This window comes from Ensifer sp. 2TAB8, assembly GCF_052115125.1.
GTDB lineage: Bacteria > Pseudomonadota > Alphaproteobacteria > Rhizobiales > Rhizobiaceae > Ensifer.
In genome coordinates, this window is record NZ_JBFRGB010000007.1 from 202,657 (window position 1) to 219,914 (window position 17,258).

The 17,258-nt window shown below is 61.5% G+C and carries 17 protein-coding genes and 1 pseudogene; 10 read left to right on the forward strand and 8 right to left on the reverse strand.

Annotated features, from left to right (window positions below; translation table 11 throughout):
- Positions 1-60 precede the first annotated feature (60 nt).
- A complete protein-coding gene (locus AB4Z53_RS14685) occupies positions 61-1,053 on the reverse strand; it encodes an aldo/keto reductase (RefSeq protein WP_441596432.1) in 993 nt (330 codons plus the stop codon).
- A gap of 120 nt (positions 1,054-1,173) precedes the next feature.
- On the opposite strand from AB4Z53_RS14685, the gene AB4Z53_RS14690 reads away from it, so the two are divergent.
- The 3 genes from AB4Z53_RS14690 (at position 1,174) to AB4Z53_RS14700 (ending at position 5,118) form a co-directional block, all read left to right on the forward strand.
- The gene (locus AB4Z53_RS14690) at positions 1,174-2,082 is read left to right on the forward strand and encodes a LysR substrate-binding domain-containing protein (protein ID WP_441596433.1); all 909 of its coding nucleotides are present in this window, start codon (positions 1,174-1,176) and stop codon (positions 2,080-2,082) included.
- 166 nt (positions 2,083-2,248) lie between these two features.
- On the forward strand, positions 2,249-3,562 hold the full coding sequence (locus AB4Z53_RS14695) for a TCR/Tet family MFS transporter (protein WP_441596434.1): 1,314 nt from the start codon (positions 2,249-2,251) through the stop codon (positions 3,560-3,562).
- A gap of 143 nt (positions 3,563-3,705) precedes the next feature.
- Complete coding sequence (locus AB4Z53_RS14700) at positions 3,706-5,118, forward strand: MATE family efflux transporter (protein ID WP_291163248.1); 1,413 nt, start codon at positions 3,706-3,708, stop codon at positions 5,116-5,118.
- A 122-nt stretch (positions 5,119-5,240) separates the two neighbouring features.
- On the opposite strand, the gene AB4Z53_RS14705 is transcribed toward AB4Z53_RS14700, so the two are convergent.
- Entirely contained in the window at positions 5,241-5,369 is a 129-nt protein-coding gene (locus tag AB4Z53_RS14705) for a hypothetical protein (protein ID WP_441596435.1), read from the reverse strand.
- A gap of 361 nt (positions 5,370-5,730) precedes the next feature.
- Here AB4Z53_RS14705 and coaD point away from each other — a divergent pair, with 361 nt between their 5' ends.
- From coaD to tgt, 5 genes are all read left to right on the forward strand, one after another.
- Positions 5,731-6,225 (forward strand): pantetheine-phosphate adenylyltransferase, encoded by a 495-nt coding sequence (gene coaD, locus AB4Z53_RS14710; protein ID WP_113538807.1) that lies wholly within the window; start codon positions 5,731-5,733, stop codon positions 6,223-6,225.
- A 35-nt stretch (positions 6,226-6,260) separates the two neighbouring features.
- Positions 6,261-6,833: a peptidylprolyl isomerase gene (locus AB4Z53_RS14715; protein ID WP_113538808.1), complete on the forward strand. Its 573-nt coding sequence runs from the start codon at positions 6,261-6,263 to the stop codon at positions 6,831-6,833.
- Between the two features lie 23 nt (positions 6,834-6,856).
- Positions 6,857-7,366: a peptidylprolyl isomerase gene (locus AB4Z53_RS14720; RefSeq protein ID WP_113538809.1), complete on the forward strand. Its 510-nt coding sequence runs from the start codon at positions 6,857-6,859 to the stop codon at positions 7,364-7,366.
- A gap of 73 nt (positions 7,367-7,439) precedes the next feature.
- Positions 7,440-8,522, forward strand: a complete 1,083-nt coding sequence (gene queA, locus AB4Z53_RS14725; RefSeq protein WP_441596436.1) for a tRNA preQ1(34) S-adenosylmethionine ribosyltransferase-isomerase QueA — start codon at positions 7,440-7,442, stop codon at positions 8,520-8,522.
- Positions 8,523-9,653 carry a tRNA guanosine(34) transglycosylase Tgt gene (tgt, locus tag AB4Z53_RS14730; protein WP_441596437.1) on the forward strand — a complete coding sequence of 377 codons (1,131 nt, stop codon included), beginning with the start codon at positions 8,523-8,525 and terminating at the stop codon, positions 9,651-9,653.
- 13 nt (positions 9,654-9,666) lie between these two features.
- Here tgt and AB4Z53_RS14735 read toward each other — a convergent pair whose 3' ends face one another.
- Both AB4Z53_RS14735 and AB4Z53_RS14740 read right to left on the reverse strand, forming a co-directional pair.
- A complete protein-coding gene (locus tag AB4Z53_RS14735) occupies positions 9,667-10,089 on the reverse strand; it encodes a DUF4864 domain-containing protein (RefSeq protein WP_113538812.1) in 423 nt (140 codons plus the stop codon).
- A gap of 270 nt (positions 10,090-10,359) precedes the next feature.
- Positions 10,360-11,157, reverse strand: coding sequence for an SRPBCC family protein (locus AB4Z53_RS14740; protein ID WP_441596438.1), 798 nt, complete (start codon positions 11,155-11,157; stop codon positions 10,360-10,362).
- A gap of 225 nt (positions 11,158-11,382) precedes the next feature.
- On the opposite strand from AB4Z53_RS14740, the gene AB4Z53_RS14745 reads away from it, so the two are divergent.
- Positions 11,383-12,480 carry a CorA family divalent cation transporter gene (locus tag AB4Z53_RS14745; RefSeq protein ID WP_441596439.1) on the forward strand — a complete coding sequence of 366 codons (1,098 nt, stop codon included), beginning with the start codon at positions 11,383-11,385 and terminating at the stop codon, positions 12,478-12,480.
- 50 nt (positions 12,481-12,530) lie between these two features.
- On the opposite strand, the pseudogene AB4Z53_RS14750 reads toward AB4Z53_RS14745, so the two are convergent.
- Positions 12,531-12,739 (reverse strand): annotated as a pseudogene (locus tag AB4Z53_RS14750) (IS30 family transposase); the annotation flags it as partial.
- A gap of 220 nt (positions 12,740-12,959) precedes the next feature.
- Here AB4Z53_RS14750 and AB4Z53_RS14755 point away from each other — a divergent pair.
- Positions 12,960-13,916 (forward strand): phosphoribosylaminoimidazolesuccinocarboxamide synthase, encoded by a 957-nt coding sequence (locus AB4Z53_RS14755; RefSeq protein WP_441596440.1) that lies wholly within the window; start codon positions 12,960-12,962, stop codon positions 13,914-13,916.
- Between the two features lie 32 nt (positions 13,917-13,948).
- Here AB4Z53_RS14755 and AB4Z53_RS14760 read toward each other — a convergent pair whose 3' ends face one another.
- The 3 genes from AB4Z53_RS14760 to metG are packed head-to-tail and all read right to left on the reverse strand — an operon-like array spanning position 13,949 to position 17,131.
- The gene (locus AB4Z53_RS14760) at positions 13,949-14,785 is read right to left on the reverse strand and encodes an MBL fold metallo-hydrolase (RefSeq protein WP_441596441.1); all 837 of its coding nucleotides are present in this window, start codon (positions 14,783-14,785) and stop codon (positions 13,949-13,951) included.
- Position 14,786: 1 nt separating this feature from the next.
- Positions 14,787-15,566: a TatD family hydrolase gene (locus AB4Z53_RS14765; protein WP_441596442.1), complete on the reverse strand. Its 780-nt coding sequence runs from the start codon at positions 15,564-15,566 to the stop codon at positions 14,787-14,789.
- 11 nt (positions 15,567-15,577) lie between these two features.
- The gene (gene metG / locus AB4Z53_RS14770; protein ID WP_113537236.1) at positions 15,578-17,131 is read right to left on the reverse strand and encodes a methionine--tRNA ligase; all 1,554 of its coding nucleotides are present in this window, start codon (positions 17,129-17,131) and stop codon (positions 15,578-15,580) included.
- Positions 17,132-17,258: the final 127 nt, after the last annotated feature.

Here is a 17,258-nt window from a genome sequence, read left to right on the forward strand (position 1 = left end):
TTGCACCAAGCCAAGAAACCGTCAGGGCCGGCACGATTGCCGGCCCTTTCTTTTGTTGCCTCAACGTTCGCTGTCCATATGGGCGAGCTGCGCCTCGGGATAGCGGGCGCCCGCGGCGGCGTTTTTCGGAACCGCCAGTTCGATCGCCGCGAGATCGCCGGCATTGAGATGGACGTCGCGCGAGGCAAGGGCTTCCGCCAGGCGGTCGCGGCGGCGTGCCCCGATCAACGGCACAATGTCCTTGCCCTGGGCGGCCACCCAGGCGATCGCGATCTGCGCCACTGAAACACCCTTCTTTTCAGCGGTCTGCCTCAGCGCTTCCACGAGGGCGAGGTTCTTGTCGATATTGCCCTCCTGGAAACGCGGGCTCATGGCGCGGAAATCGCCCTTGCCGGCGGCGCCCTTCTCCCAATGGCCACTGATCAGGCCACGTGAGAGAACACCATAGGCCGTGACGCCGATGCCGAGTTGTCGGCAGGCGGGCAGGATCTCGTGCTCGATCCCGCGCGAAATCAGCGAGTATTCGATCTGCAGATCCGAGATCGGATGGACGGCAGCCGCACGACGAATGGTCTCGGCACCGACTTCGGAGAGGCCGATATGCTTGACATAGCCAGCCTTCACCATGTCGGCGATCGCGCCGATCGTGTCCTCGATCGGCACATCCGGATCGAGCCGCGAAGGGCGGTAGATATCGATATGATCGACGCCAAGGCGTTGCAGCGAATAGGCGAGAAAGTTGCGAATGGCCTTCGGGCGGGAATCATAGCCGGACCAGTTGCCGGCGGCGTCACGCAAGGCGCCGAACTTGACACTTATCAGGGCCTTCTCGCGCTTTCCGCCCTTCAGCGCTTCGCCGATTAGCATCTCGTTGTGACCCATGCCGTAGAAATCGCCGGTGTCGAGCAGCGTGATGCCAGCCTCCAGCGCGGCGTGGATGGTGGCGATGCTTTCGGCACGGTCGGCCGGGCCGTACATGCCGGACATGCCCATGCAGCCGAGGCCGAGCGCCGAGACCGAGGGGCCGGTCTTTCCGAGTGAAACGTAATCCATTCTCGTTCTCCTTCGACAAGGCCGAAATCTGCCGGCCGTTTGCTCGGTCTCTTGTTTACTTCGCTCTGCGTCGTGCGATAATCCGATATCAACCGAACGCCTTGTACGAAATTTCGCACAATGAACGACCTTCCACTTGCCGATCTCGATGCCTTTACCGCCGTCGCCGCCGCACGCAGCTTCCGCGCAGCAGCCAAGACACGCGGCGTTTCTGCGTCCGCGCTCAGCGAGGCGCTGCGGCGGCTTGAAGCCAAGCTACAAGTGCGCCTGCTCAACCGCACAACCCGCAGCGTGACGCTGACGGAGGCGGGCATGCGGCTCCTCGATCGGCTGACGCCGGCGCTCGGCGAAATTGCCGGCGCGCTCGACCAGGTGAACGAGATGCGCGACAGTCCGGCGGGAACGCTGAAACTGAATGTTCCGACCATCGTCGCCCGGGAGATATTACCACCGATTGTCGGCCGCTTCCTCAGCGAGCATCCGGCAATCGCCCTGGAAGTGACAGCCGAAGACGGGTTTGTCGACGTTCTGGCGGCCGGTTTCGATGCTGGTGTGCGCTACGAGGAACGGGTCGAACGCGATATGATCGCCATACCGATCGGGCCGCGCCGCCAACGCTATGTCACCGCCGCTGCGCCGGACTACCTCGCCAGGCGGGGCATGCCGCAGCATCCGCGCGATCTGCTCGAGCACGCCTGCATTCGCCACCGTTTCTCAAGCGGCATTTCTCTTCCCTGGGAATTCGGCGAGGGTGATACGGCACTGACGATCGCACCGCTGGCGGTTGTGACCGCCAATACGATCGACCTCGAACTCGGGGCTGCCCTAGATGGGCTCGGCATCATCAGAACCTTCGAAGAGTTCGTCGCCCCCGCAATCGCCGCGGGGCGGCTCGTGCCCGTCCTCGGCGACTGGACGACGAGCTTTTCCGGACCGTTTCTCTACTACGCAAGCCGCAGACATATGCCGGCGGCGCTGCGCGCCTTTGTGGACTTCCTGCAGCGCGAACAGCGGCGCAAATACGGCTGACAAACGGCTGCACTTCAACCGACGCATCAACCACCGCGATAGTCCCATCAGATAATTTGRGTTGTTCACGGATTGTTTCGGTCGAAATGATCCGTTACACCTAAATTGGTCGCGTTGTTCACGTTCTGTCCCCATCTTCGGGGCAGGCGCTCGGGGGAGGGGTTGCATGCTCGACGAGAAGTTTGTGCGACGTGGCCTGTTCCTCGTCTTCCTCATCCTGTTCCTGGATATCATCGGCATCGCGATCATCGTCCCGGTGCTGCCGACCTATCTCGAGGAATTGACCGGCTCCGGCGTCAGTGAGGCGGCGATCGATGGGGGCTGGCTGCTGCTCGTCTATGCGGCGATGCAGTTTCTCTTCGCCCCGCTGATCGGCAACCTCAGCGACCGCTTCGGACGGCGGCCGGTACTGCTTGCGTCCGTCTTCACCTTCGCACTCGACAATCTCATCTGCGCGCTCGCCACCAGCTATTGGATGCTGTTCATTGGCCGTGTCCTCGCCGGCATCAGCGGTGCGAGCTTCGGCACGGCCTCGGCCTACATCGCCGACATCAGCCATGACGGAAACCGCGCCAAGAATTTTGGGCTGATTGGCATCGCATTCGGCACCGGCTTCGCGCTCGGCCCGGTGCTTGGCGGCCTGCTCGGCGAACTCGGCCCGCGGGTGCCGTTTTACGGTGCTGCGGCACTATCCTTCGTCAACTTCATTCTCGGCGTGTTTCTGCTGCCGGAAACGCTGGACCGTGCCCACCGCCGTCGTTTCGAATGGAAACGCGCCAATCCGCTTGGCGCCCTCAAGCAGATGCGCAACTATCCGGGTATCGGCTGGGTGGGGCTCGTCTTCTTTCTCTTCTGGCTCGCCCACTCCGTCTATCCGTCGGTCTGGTCGTTCGTATCCAACTACCGTTATGGCTGGAGCGAGGGGCAGATCGGGCTGTCACTGGGCATCTTCGGCATCGGTGGCGCGTTCGTCATGGCCGTTATTCTGCCGCGCATCGTGCCACGGCTCGGCGAGTGGCGAACAGCGGCACTCGGCCTGGCCTTCACGACGCTCGGCGCCATTGGCTATGCCGGCGCCTGGCAGGGATGGATGATCTATGCCGTGATCATCGCAACCGCGCTCGAAAGCCTCGCCGATCCGCCGCTGCGCAGCATCGCAGCCGCCCATGTGCCGCCTTCGGCACAGGGCGAACTCCAGGGGGCGCTGACCAGCATCGGCAGCATCACCACCATCATCGGCCCGCTGATCTTCACCCAGGCCTTCGGCTACTTCACCAGCCCCAGCGCTCCCGTCGCCTTCGCCGGCGCCCCCTACGCGCTGGCGAGCTGCTTCCTCGTCGGCGCGCTCATCGTCTTCCTCATGAAGATCCCGAGAAACAGGGCGGTCGGACCGCAAGGCATGGAGGCTGCCGGGCCGGTCGCGATTGCTGCGCGGGAAGCAGCCGAGGCGGTCGAGCGCTCGCGAGTGCACGGAAATTGATCAATTTTCGTGATCTATCGATGAAAGTTTGAGCACCTTCGCCCTTGCTGCTGGCTCTTTGCCCGGCGGTATTCTATCTCCGGTTTTCCTCCCTCCGATCTTTAGTTGCGGCCAGAGGCCGCATCGATTGCCAGGAATCTGCCATGCTGACCGCAAATGCGAACCCTACGTCTTTGACGACCGACAATTCCTGGCGGACGCATTATCGCGCGAGTTTCTATCTTGGCGTCCCGTTCATCGGTGCCCAGCTCGCCCAACTCGCCATCAACACGACGGACGTGCTGATGGTTGGCAAGCTCGGCGCGACCGAGCTCGCAGCCATCATCCTCGCGACGCAGATGTATTTCACGGTCTATGTCTTCGGGAACGGTTTTGCCAACGCCGTGGTGCCTATGGCGGCCCAAGCCGTCGGGCGAGGCGACAAGGTCTCGGTGCGCCGTTCCGTGCGCATGGGCATGTGGGTGGTTCTGCTTTACGGCGTCCTGACGGCGCCGGTGCTCTGGATGGCCGAGCCGATCCTGCTTTTTGCCGGGCAACAGCCGAAGGTCGCAGCACTCGCAGGCGAGTACATCCGCATTGCGCAGTGGGCGATCTTTCCCGGTCTCATCTTCATGGTGCTCCGCGCCTTCCTGAGCGGGCTGGAGAGGGCAGGCATCATTCTATACGTGACGCTGGCAACCCTCGTGCTCAACGCCCTGCTTTGCTACGTCCTGATTTTCGGTCATTTCGGCTTTCCGAAACTCGGCATTTTCGGCGCAGCCGTCGCCGCCCTCGGCGTTGCCGTGCTCGGAGCGGCACTGACGATCGCCTACATCAAAAGCAAGCCGGAGCTCAACCAGTACGAATTGTTCGTGCGCTTCTGGCGCCCCGACTGGGTGGCGTTCCGCGAAGTCGTCTTTCTCGGCATTCCGATCTCGCTGACAATCCTTGCGGAGGTCAGCCTCTTCACGGTCGCGTCGCTGCTGATGGGGACCATTGGCACGGTCGAGCTTGCGGCCCATGGCATCGCCCTGCAGTTCGCCTCTATCGCTTTCATGATCCCGCTCGGTCTCGCCCAAGCCGCAACCGTGCGCGTAGGTCTTTCCTATGGGCGCGGCGATCTCCTGGGCGTGCGCCGGGCGGCGATTGCGTCGCTCGTGCTCGGCGCCGGCTTTGCCATCGTCGGCAGCGCGATCTATGCGCTTTTACCGAGCCAGCTCGCCGCGCTCTATCTCGACACCGAGCGGCCGGACGCCGCCGCGGTTCTTGCTTTTGCCGCGCCTCTCATCGTCATTGCCGGCGCTTTCCAACTCGTCGACGGCATGCAGGCGATCGCTGCCGGCATGCTGCGCGGGCTGAAGGACACCAAGGTGCCGATGCTGCTGGCATTGATCTCCTATTGGCCGATCGGCTTCGTGTGCGCCTGGGCCTTCGCCTTCCTGTTCAACTTCGGCGGGATCGGTGTCTGGTTCGGCTTCGTGCTTGGGCTAGCCGCTGCGGCCGTGCTGTTGAATTGGCGCTTCTTCCGTATGCTCAACGCCATGTTGGCAAAGGCTGCCGCCAAGGCGGCCCACTGAGCGGAGGCAAAGAAAAAGCCGGACGGGCAGGGGATGCCGTCCGGCTTGCAATGGCGGTCGCCTCAGGGGAAGGGAACGACGGCCGCTTTTCACCAAGCTTCATTCACGAAGCCTTGGAACTGCTAGACGTTGAAACCGTCAAGCCGCTCCTGACCCTGGCGATCGCGCTGGAGGTCGCGTATCGTTCGGGCGAAATCGATCAAGAAAACGAAACTGATAACCGCTGCCGCGATCATGAACAGGGTGGCCATGACGCCCTCCATCAATGGAAGATCTTCTGGGTCGCGAACTTATCGCGCCGGTCACGGGACTCGTCGCGAAGTCCATATATCGTCGCAAAGAGCATCGCGAAAAACATCGCCATCGAAAACAGAGCAAGTCCCATAGCCGTAATCCTTTCGCGTCCTAAACGGCAGTACGTTCGAAAAAGTTCCGTTGTTTACTGCGCTACACTAACGTTTTGCGTGTGAAGCACCGTTGAACATGGCATTCATCTAGCATTCATTCTTTCTGCCCCGCTGTTTCCCAGGGAACAGCCTCTGGCTCTCGGCACAACTCTTGCGATCCGTCGCCGTCCATGACAAAAGGCATCACCAAACGGAAACAGGTGCGATGACCACGGCATTTTATCCCGGCTCCTTCGATCCGATGACGAACGGGCATCTCGACGTGCTCGTGCAGGCGCTGAACGTGGCGGCGAAGGTTATCGTCGCAATCGGTATCCATCCCGGGAAGGCGCCGCTTTTCTCCTTCGAAGAGCGTGCAAGTCTCATCCGTCAGTCGCTTCAAGAGTTTCTGCCCGACAGGGCCAGTGACATCGACGTCGTCGCCTTTGACAATCTGGTTGTCGACGCGGCACGCGAGCGTGGCGCGAAACTGCTGGTGCGCGGACTTCGCGACGGCACGGACCTCGATTACGAAATGCAGATGGCCGGAATGAACCGGCAGATGGCCCCCGACATCCAGACGCTATTCCTGCCCGCAGGCACGGCATCGCGGCCCATTACGGCCACATTGGTCCGCCAGATCGCGGCCATGGGCGGTGACGTCAGCGCCTTCGTGCCCGCGGCAGTTTACCAAGCACTGCAGGCCAAACGCCGCGCTTGAAGCGCGGCACCCTTTACACCACGCAGGGAGAAACCATGAAAATCCTCCACCTCGCTTTTGCCGGCGCCCTTGCGCTTGCCTCCTGGACGGGAACGGCAATCGCACAGTCGGCCGACAATTTTCTCACGATCACGCTCAAGGATGGGCCGGTCGTCGTTGAACTGCGTCCCGACATTGCCCCGAAGCATGTCGAGCAGATCAAGGCGCTTGCGGCCGCCGGCGAGTATGACAACGTCGCCTTCCACCGCGTGATCAAGGGCTTCATGGCCCAGACCGGCGACGTGCAGTATGGCGATATGGAAAACGGCTACCAGCCGCAGGCTGCCGGTACCGGCGGTTCGTCGCGGCCTGACCTGCCGGCCGAATTCTCCGACGTGCCGTTCGAACGCGGCACGGTCGGCATGGCCCGCTCGCAGGATCCGAACAGCGCCAATTCGCAGTTCTTCATCATGTTCGCACCCGGCGACTTCCTGAACGGCCAGTACACGGTCGTCGGCAAGGTCGTTTCCGGTATGGAGAACGTCGACAAGATCAAGCTCGGCGACGACGCCAACAACGGCTCCGTTACCGATCCCGACCGCATGATCAGCGTCAAGGTCGGCAAGTAAAGTCAAACAGAAGGAGAAAACCCATGGCCGAGATCAAAGATCCGGAAAACACGATCATCATGGAGACTACCAAGGGCAAGATCGTTATCGAGCTTCTGCCTGACGTCGCTCCGGGTCATGTCGCCCGCATCAAGGAACTGGCTCGCGAAGGTGCCTATGACGGCGTGGTGTTCCACCGCGTGATCGAGGACTTCATGGCGCAGACCGGCGACGTTCAGTACGGCAAGACGGGCGGCGAACACTTCAACCCGGCGCGCGCCGGCATGGGCGGTTCCTCCAAGCCGGATCTGAAGGCTGAATTCTCGAACGTCAGCCACATTCGCGGCACCTGCTCGATGGCCCGCAGCCAGATGCCGAACTCGGCAAACTCGCAGTTCTTCATCTGCTTTACCGATGCTCCGTGGCTCAACAAGCAGTACTCCGTTTGGGGCCAGGTCATCGAAGGCATGGACAATGTCGACAAGATCAAGCGCGGCGAACCGGTGCGCGATCCCGACACCATCGTCTCCATGCGGGTTGCCGCCGACGCCTGATTTGCGCTAATGCACAAACCCGCCCCGGTCGCCAACAGCGCCGGGGCGGGTTTGCTTTTGTCTGAAGAAAACAATGCGCGTAGACCTGTTCGACTTCGACCTTCCGGAAACCTCGATTGCGCTTCGGCCCGCAAGCCCGCGCGACAGCGCCCGCATGCTCGTCGTTCGCCCTGACGGCACAGACGTTCTGTCCGACCAGGGCGTGCTCGATCTGCCGTCTTTCCTTAAGGCAGGCGACGCGCTGGTATTCAACGACACCAAGGTGATCCCTGCACAGCTCGAAGGCATTCGCCGCCGGGGCGAGGAGATCACCACGCCCGTTTCGCTGACGCTGCACATGCGCACGGCACCCGATTGCTGGAAGGCCTTTGCCCGCCCGGCACGGCGCCTCAAGATTGGTGACCGCATCGCCTTCGGCCATGGTGGCACGAGCTGCCTTCTTGGAACGCTCGACGCGACGGTGGAAGAAAAGGGCGATGCCGGCGAGGTGACGCTGCGTTTCGACCTCTCGGGTCCGTCGCTCGACGAAGCAATCATGGCCGTCGGCCATATTCCCCTGCCGCCTTACATCGCCTCGAAGCGCGCCGAGGACGCACAGGACCGCGCCGACTACCAGACGATGTATGCCCGGGAGGAGGGCGCCGTTGCGGCCCCAACCGCTGGTCTGCACTTTACCGACCGGCTTTTCGCCAAGCTCGACGAGGCTGGCATCGAGCGGCACTTCGTGACGCTGCATGTGGGAGCGGGCACGTTCCTGCCGGTCAAGGCTGATGACACCGACGACCACGTGATGCACCAGGAGATCGGCCACGTCGACGCCCGCACGGCCGAGCGGCTGAACGCCGTCAAGGCGAGGGGCGGCCGCATTGTCTGCGTCGGCACGACTTCGCTGCGGCTGATCGAAAGCGCAACCTTGGAAGACGGCACCGTCAAGCCGTGGTCCGGGCCAACCGGCATCTTCATCACGCCCGGCTATCGCTTCCGCGCCGTCGACATGCTGATGACCAATTTCCATCTGCCGAAATCGACGCTGTTCATGCTGGTTTCGGCCTTCTCTGGCCTCGAAACGATGCGCGCGGCTTATACGCATGCGATCGAAACCGGCTACCGCTTCTATTCCTATGGCGACGCCAGCCTGCTTTTCCGGAAAGACTAGATGACCGAGACCTTCCAGTTCAAACTGCACAAGACCGATGGTAAGGCCCGTCGTGGCGAGGTTTCCATGCCGCGCGGCACGATCCGCACGCCCGCCTTCATGCCGGTCGGCACGGTCGGCACGGTCAAGGCGATGTATCTCGACCAGGTGAAGGACCTCGGCGCCGACATCATTCTGGGCAATACCTATCACCTGATGTTGCGGCCCGGCGCAGAACGCGTCGCGCGGCTCGGCGGTCTGCACGGCCTCATCCGCTGGCAGGGACCGATCCTAACCGATAGCGGCGGTTTCCAGGTCATGTCGCTCGCCGGCCTTCGCAAGCTCGACGAGCAGGGCGTCACCTTCAAGAGCCATGTCGACGGCGCGCTCTTCCACATGTCGCCGGAACGCTCGATCGAAATTCAAGGGTTGCTCGACAGCGATATCCAGATGCAGCTCGACGAATGCGTGGCGCTGCCGGCCGAACCGAAGGAAATCGAGCGCGCGATGGAGATGTCGCTGCGCTGGGCTGAGCGCTGCAAGGTCGCCTTCGGCGATCAGCCGGGCAAGGCGATGTTCGGCATCGTCCAGGGCGGCGACATTCCGAAGCTGCGCGAACGTTCGGCCGAAGCGCTGAAAGGCCTGGACCTCAAGGGCTATGCCGTTGGCGGTCTCGCCGTCGGCGAACCGCAGGAGGTGATGCTGCGCATGCTCGACATTACCTGCCCGATCATGCCGGTGGACAAGCCGCGCTATCTCATGGGCGTCGGCACGCCTGACGATATCCTGCGGTCCGTGGCCGAGGGCATCGACATGTTCGACTGCGTGATGCCGACCCGCTCGGGCCGCCACGGCCTTGCCTTCACGCGCCACGGCCGCATCAACCTGCGCAATGCGCGCCACGCCGAGGACATGCGCCCGCTCGATGAGCAGTCCTCGTGCCCGGCGACGCGCGACTATTCGCGTGCCTACCTGCATCACCTGATCCGCTCGAACGAATCGCTCGGCGGCATGCTCTTGAGCTGGAACAACCTGGCCTACTACCAGGAGCTGATGGCAGGCATCCGCCTGGCAATCGACGAAGGTCGCTTCGCCGACTTCATGGGCGAGACGCAGGAAACCTGGCGGCGAGGGGACCTTCCGCCGGTCTGAGACGCGGTAGTGCTCAGATCTCCGGCCCCGGCGCCGACTGAAGCATCATCACGGCATTGATCTTGTAGCTGCCGTCCGGCTGCTTCACGAGCTGATAGAGCGCGGTCCAGTCCTTGCCATCAGGGGCTGAGATCAGCACTTCCTGGATCACCTGGTCACCCACGACTTTCGACCGGCCGAAAGCGAAATTGCCGGGCCGATAAACCGGCCGGTAGCCGCGCTTGACCATGTCGAAAAAGGCGGTCTTGTCGGGGAACTTTCCCCGGATCTCAGGTGAGGCGAAAGAATAGGCGGTCTCTGCATCGTCATGCAGAAAGGCCGCAATCTGCTCCTCAATGATGGCGCGTGCCGTATCGACAGGTTCTTCCGCGCGCGAAGCGCTCGTGCCCGCCAGTTGAGCCGCCAGACCGAGGGCAATAGCAAGGGTCCTGAACATCGCCGATCTCCGCAGTCAGAGCTGAAGAGCATAGGACGGTCACGCGTGTTGGAAATGGGAGAGTCGGCGCATATACGAGACTTAGCCCTGAGAGATGCCCGAATAGTTCAATAAACGAAATGCCTTAAACGCAAGAATGAATATCCAGATTTAAATATCATAAGTTAGTGATTTCGGAAAAATTCGCCCGGGCAGGGCACATGGACCGTATACCAACCCGCTAGAATGGGCAGCGGGTTGGAGGACTGACCGGCCTTGGGGGCGCAGGACTTACCTGAACGTTTCTTCAAACCAGTCGCGCCATTTGGGCTCACTCGTCGCCGCACGCGCCTTGGCATCATCGCCATAGAGATAGAGCGCCATGCTGGCGTTGGCTCCGTCGCCGCTCGAATAGGTTCCGATCAGCGCGATGCCCGAGCCCGGCTCCTTCAGGCGCAACAGCAGATAGCGTTGCTTGGCGTCCTGCTGCACGCGCTCGACGATACCGGAAAGGCGCTCGGGATGAGGCGGGGCCGTGCGCTCCTCAACGATATTCGCCGCGGCAAGCCCCAGCGTTTCGGTTAGGCCACTCCAGACCTTCGCTTCAGGCTCCGGCGTCGACGCCATGACGAAGAAGCTCGCGGCTTTCTCGCCGGCAAAATGCGCAAGATAAATCCGCAGCACCTCGAAGAAGGCCGGCCAGCCGCCTTCGAAGCCTTCCAGTTGATCATCCCAGTCGTCGCTGTCCGTGAAGAGCGAATGCACCATGCGCAGCAGGCAGCGATCGCCGGAGCGGGCCGTGACGGTGATTTCGGTCGCAACGGGCGGCGCGCCTTCGCTCCAGCCGCGCTCGACATAGGCAAAGCGGGCAGGCGGCTCCCAGTGCGTTACCTCGCCGGTCGAGGCTCCATTCGGACCGAAGTCGAAGGATATCTTGCCTCCGACCTGTTCGTCGATCTCCGTTTTGGTGAACCAGGCGCTGTTGCCGCCGCCCGTCGCCATAGCCTGCCAGACCTGCTCGGGCGAACCGGGCACAACCAGTTCCATTTCGACCCAGCGCTTTCCGCTGCCATCCTTCTTGATCGGCATGAGATATCCTTTCAGGAGTTGGTTTCGTCGAGCCGCGCAACCTCGGATCGCGTCGTCCCAGGCCGCAACGAGCCTATTTTGAGCGGCTTACACGGCGCGCCGTTCTGGACGATGTACGCACTGGCTGCTAGTCTCAATGCTCGGTTTAGTCTTCTGGCGACCAAGTACAATGGAACACGATCGTGCGTGCTCTTACGTAGGGCTCTCCATTGGCGGGAACATTGATTGCCTCCTTTGTGGCAGGCGTCGTGCTACCGCCGCGCTGCTTTGACCGTGCCAAACGAGTCACCGAAAAATGGCGGGCAAACTGACGCCAAGGTGCGTCCGCTCTTCGGCTTTCGCTTTTCACAGGCGGGAGCAGTGGTACAAGAGCACTACCTTCCCGATCCCGCAGAAACTCCCGCTTCTGAGCAGGACGACACTTTCCTCTGGGTCCATCTCGACCTTTCCGACCCGTCGATGGTCGATTGGTTGCTGCGGCTCGCGATCCCCTCAGACGTTCGGGAGGCTGTTTCCCGCCCGATTCCGCGTGGCCGGGTTTTCACGCTCGACACGCTGATATACGGTCAGTTGCGTGACTTGCGCGTTCCGACGGCAGATGAGGGCAGTGGGCGGCAGTCCGCAGCGCTGAGCCTGCTGATCATCCCAGGGCTCGTAGTCACTGGTGGTGTGGAGCCATTGACGACAGTGGAGCGCCTGCGGGAGCGTATAGTCGCCGGCGCGGCAAAAGTTGGCTCTCCAATCTCCCTGCTCACGGAGTTCTTTATTTCGCTCAACTTGCTTGGCGAGCAGGCTCTGGACGAGGCCTCCGAGAATGTCGGTCAGCTGGGGTCCAGGATGCTGAGAAGCCAACGCAGCTTCGAGCAGCGCCATGACCTGCCGCGCATGCGCCAACAGCTCCTGCAAACGCGCGTGCACGCGATGAATATAGCACGAGACATGGCATACAAACGAACCGCTATGCTGGAGCTTTTGCGCGAATGCCCCCCCATTTCGGAGCCTGGGGACTATCGCGAACTTCGACGTGAAATCGACCGGTACAATGCCCTGATCGAAGACATTCGCGACTTTGCCGATCGATGCCAGTCCATTCTCGATGAACAGCGCGCCCAAGTCGAGGAAGCAGCAAGCCGCAATCTCTACATCCTGACGATCTTTTCCGCCGTCTTCATGCCAGCGACGCTAATCGCCGGAATGTGGGGGATGAACGTAAGCTGGTTGCCCTTCGGCGTAGGTGCATACGGTTTTTGGGAAATTTCGGCACTGGTAGCACTATCGGTTGGTGTCGTCCTGCTCTGGGTTCGATTGATGCGGATCTTATAATGGATCTCGGTACGCCTGGAAGGTGAAGAGGGTGCAGCGCTGCAATTGTGCGGGTGCCACACCAACTTCCCCAAAACGCTGCCGCCGCTCTTTGCGGATGTCGTCAGCAACCGCCGGGAAGTATCCGCTACAGTTGAGCAGCTCGCGATCGTGGACGCCCGAGTTCGCGCGCCATTTCTTTGATCGGTAGTTTGCGTTCGACAAAATGGAAGAGCCGGCGTCGATCGGCCAGATTCAGCTGCGAATAGCGTCGGGACATTCCAAAATCTCCAAGGGGAAGCCATTGAAATCATTGGCATGTCGCACTTGGAAATAGAATGTACCCGGCTACGCATAAAGATCACATAAGATAGATTATGGAACTATCTCATCTGCCGGAAAACATGGATTGCGGCCAATCCCTGCGTTGCCGAGCTTGACCCGGCCTTTCCAGCCTGCTTAGCGTTCCGGCACCGAACACCATTTCAAGGCCAGATGCGATGAGCGAATTGCGCGTTCTTACAGATGCTTTCATTCCGGAACTGCCAAGCCGCTATAAAGGCAAAGTTCGTGAAAACTACGACCTGCCCGACGGCAATCGCATCATCATCGCCACCGACCGCCTCAGCGCCTTCGACGTCATCCTGACATCGATCCCGAACAAGGGTCATGTACTGACCCAGACGGCACGCTACTGGTTCGAGGAAACGGCCGACATCTGCCCGAACCATGTGGTCAGCTATCCGGATCCGAATGTCGTCATCGGCAAGCGGCTCGACATCCTGCCGGTCGAGGTCGTCGTTCGCGGTTATCTCGCCGGAACCACCAGCACCTCGATCCTGACGAAGTACCGCAACGGCGAGCGCGAGATGTACGGCATTACCTTGCCGGACGGCATGCGCGACAATGAGAAGCTGCCCCAGGCGATCATCACGCCCACCAGCAAGGCTTTCGACGGCGGCCACGACGAGCCGCTTTCGGCTGAAGCGATCCTCGAGCAAGGTCTGCTGACGAAGGAACAGCTCGATACCGTCTGGCAGTATGCGCTCGCTCTGTTTGCCCGCGGCCAGCAGCGCGCCGCCGAGCGCGGCCTGATCCTCGTCGACACCAAGTACGAGTTCGGAACCGACGAAAACGGCACGATCATTCTTGCCGACGAGATCCATACGCCCGACAGCAGCCGCTACTGGATCGCCGACAGCTATCAAGAGAGCTTCGAGCGCGGCGAACGCCCGAAAAGCTTCGACAAGGATTTTGTCCGCGCCTGGGTCACCGCGCGCTGCGATCCCTACAAGGACCCGATCCCGGAAATTCCTGTTGATCTCATCGAACAGACGTCGGCTGTCTATATCGAAGCCTTCGAGAAGATCACCGGCCAGCGCTTCGCTCCGGATCTTTCCGGTGTTACGGTTCTGGACCGCATCCGGGCCAATCTCGCGCCATATTTTTCCAAATAAATCAGCATATTAGATCGGTATTTTAATCTAAATTATGCGTCAGCGGACGCCGGATCGTCGATATCGAATTCGAGCCGCATCATGTCATAGGCCGGCTCGATATGCTCGGGCGTTTCGCTCTGGACCATGTCGTAGTCCAGCGGCACGTGCATGTGCGTGAGCACCGCCCGCTTCGGCTGCAGCCTGGTGATCCAGCCGAGCGATTGTACCAGCGACAGATGGCTCGGGTGGAACTTGTACTGCAGCGTGTCGATCACGAGCAGATCGAGGCCGCCGAGCTTGGCGACGGTCTCCGCCGGAAAATCGCTGACGTCGCTGCAATAGGCGAAATCGCCGACGCGGAACCCGAGAGAATGGATGTTGCCGTGAAACTGCATCAGCGGCCGGAACGCGATCGGCCCGCCGGCGCCCGATATCACCACGGGCGACAGATCGTCGGGAATAATCCGCGGCTCGACGATCGGCGGATAGCCGCTGCCGGGCGGTGACTCCAGGCAATAGCCAAACCMTTCGCGAATGCGGCCCATCGTATAGGCATCGGCCCAGATCGGCACCCGCCTGCGGTTTTCGATGACGTAACCCCGCAGATCGTCGATGCCATGCAGATGGTCGGCATGCGAATGGGTATAGAGCACTGCATCAATATGGCGCACGTTCGTTGCGACCATCTGCGCACGAAAATCCGGCCCGGTGTCGATGACGACGCTCGTCTTGCCGCCATCGGGCGCGATTTGCTCGACAAGCAAAGCCGCGCGCATGCGCCGGTTCTTCGGGTTTTCAGGATTGCAGGCGCCCCAGTCACCGGTGATCCGCGGAACGCCAGGCGACGACCCGCAGCCAAGAATGGTGAAGGTGCGCCGGAACGCCACGTCAGAGCCTCGGCATCTTGGAGAAGATGCGGAAGGCATTTTCCGTGGTGATCGTTGCGATTTCCGCCGCGCTTACGCCGATCGTTTCGGCAAGCACGGCGGCCGTATGGGCAACGTAAGCCGGCTCGTTGCGCTTGCCACGGAACGGCTTCGGCGCGAGATAAGGCGCGTCGGTCTCGACGATCATCCGATCATACGGCACGGTCTTGGCGATTTCGCGCAGCTCTTCGGATTTCGGGAAGGTCAGGATGCCCGAAAACGAGACGTAGCCGCCGAGCTCCACGCCTACGCGGGCGAGGTCAGGACCGGACGAGAAACAATGCAGAAGGAAAGGGAAGGCCCCCTTCCCGGTTTCCTCGGTCAGGATCGCTGCCATGTCCTCGTCGGCCGAGCGGCTGTGAATGACGAGCGGCAGTCCCGTCTCGCGTGCAGCGGCGATATGACGGCGCAGGCCCTCTATTTGCGCGTCACGCGGCGCGTTATCATAGAAGTAATCGAGACCCGCCTCGCCGATCGCCACCACCTTTGGATGCGCCGAAAGCCGAACGAGATCCTCCGTCGTGATGTCCAGTTCCTCGTCCGCATTGTGCGGATGGGTGCCAACGGAACAGAAGACGTTCGGATAGGCTTCAGCGATCGCGAGGATCGCCTCGAACCGCTTCACACGGGTCGAGATCGTGATCATCTGCTCGACACCCGCCTCGTGCGCCCGCGCGACGATGGCGTCACGCTCCGCTTCGAAATCGGGGAAGTCCAGATGGCAGTGGGTATCGATCAGCATGCTCAAATGCCCTACTGCGCTTCCGGTGCCACATAGCGCGGGAACACCGGCTTCGGCGCTTCGAGCGGTGTGCCCGAGACCAGACGCCCCGCCTCGCCGAGAGCTGCGAAGTCGCGCTTGTCGGCAGGTGCTGCCACTAGGTCGAGCAGCTTTGCTGAAGATTCCGGCATGAAGGGCTGCAGCAGGATGGCGATCTGGCGCACGACTTCCGCCGTGACGTAAAGCACGGTGCCCATGCGGGCCGGATCGGTCTTTTTCAGCGCCCAGGGCTCCTGGCCGGCGAAATAGCGATCCGTCTCGGAAACGACGGCAATGATTGCCGCCAGCGCCCGGTGGATCATCTGCTTGCCCATCTCATCGCGGGTGATTTCATGCAGCGCGTCAGCGGCGGCCAGCATCGCCTTGTCCTCGTCGGTCAGCGGACCGCAGACCGGAACCTGGCCGTCGCAGTTCTTAACGATCATCGACAGCGAGCGGCTCGCCAGGTTGCCGATGCCGTTGGCGAGGTCGGAGTTGATGCGGGTTGCGATCCCCTCCTCGCTGTAGCTGCCATCCTGGCCGAAGGAGACTTCGCGCAGGAAGAAGTAGCGGATCTGGTCGAGGCCGAAATGCTCGACGAGATTGAACGGGTCGACGACGTTGCCAAGCGACTTAGACATCTTCTCGCCCTTGTTGAGCAGGAAGCCATGAGCGAAGACGCGCTTCGGCAGCGGCAGGCCGGCCGACATTAGGAACGCCGGCCAGTAGACGGCGTGGAAGCGGATGATGTCCTTGCCGATCACATGGATGTTCGCCGGCCAGAATTTGGCACGGGGACCCTTTGGATCGTCGAGATAACCGGTGGCGGTGATGTAGTTCGTCAGCGCGTCGACCCAGACATACATGACATGCGACGGGTCGTTCGGGACCTTGATGCCCCAGTCAAAGGTGGTGCGCGAAACCGAGAGGTCCTTGAGGCCGGACTTCACGAAGGAGATCACTTCGTTGCGGCGTTCCGCCGGGCCGATGAAGTCAGGGTTTTCCTCGTAGTGCTTCAGCAGCTTGTCCTGGTATTCGGACAACTTGAAGAAGTAGCTCTGCTCCTCGACCCACTCGACCGGCGTTCCCTGCGGCCCGTAGCGCACGCCGTCATCGCGCAGCTCCGTCTCGTTCTCCTGGTAGTAGGCTTCATCGCGCACCGAATACCAGCCGGCATAGGAGTCCTTGTAGAGGTCGCCCGCCTCGCCCATGCGAGTCCAGATGTCTTGCGAAGCCTGGTGATGGCGCTGCTCGGTCGTCCGGATGAAGTCGTCGTTGGAGGCGTTCAGAACCACGGCCATTTTCTGGAATTCCGCCGAGTTGCGGTCGGCGAGCTCCTGCGGCGTCACGCCTTCCTTGCGCGCGGTCTGCTGCATCTTCTGGCCGTGCTCGTCCGTTCCGGTCAGGAAAAACACGTCACGTCCGTCGAGGCGCTGGTAGCGCGCCATGGCATCCGTCGCGATCAATTCGTAGGCGTGGCCGATGTGCGGCTTGCCGTTCGGATAGGAGATCGCGGTGGTGATGTAAAAGGGGGACGTGTCTCTCATAGGCGGATTCGATCTATCTCGGATTAAGCTACGCACGCTCTTAGCGCATACGCCGCAAGGAAGAAACATGCGATCCGTGAAAAGCCCGGGCCGAGCGGTCGTCGTCGCTRCTCCCAGCCTTGCGCGC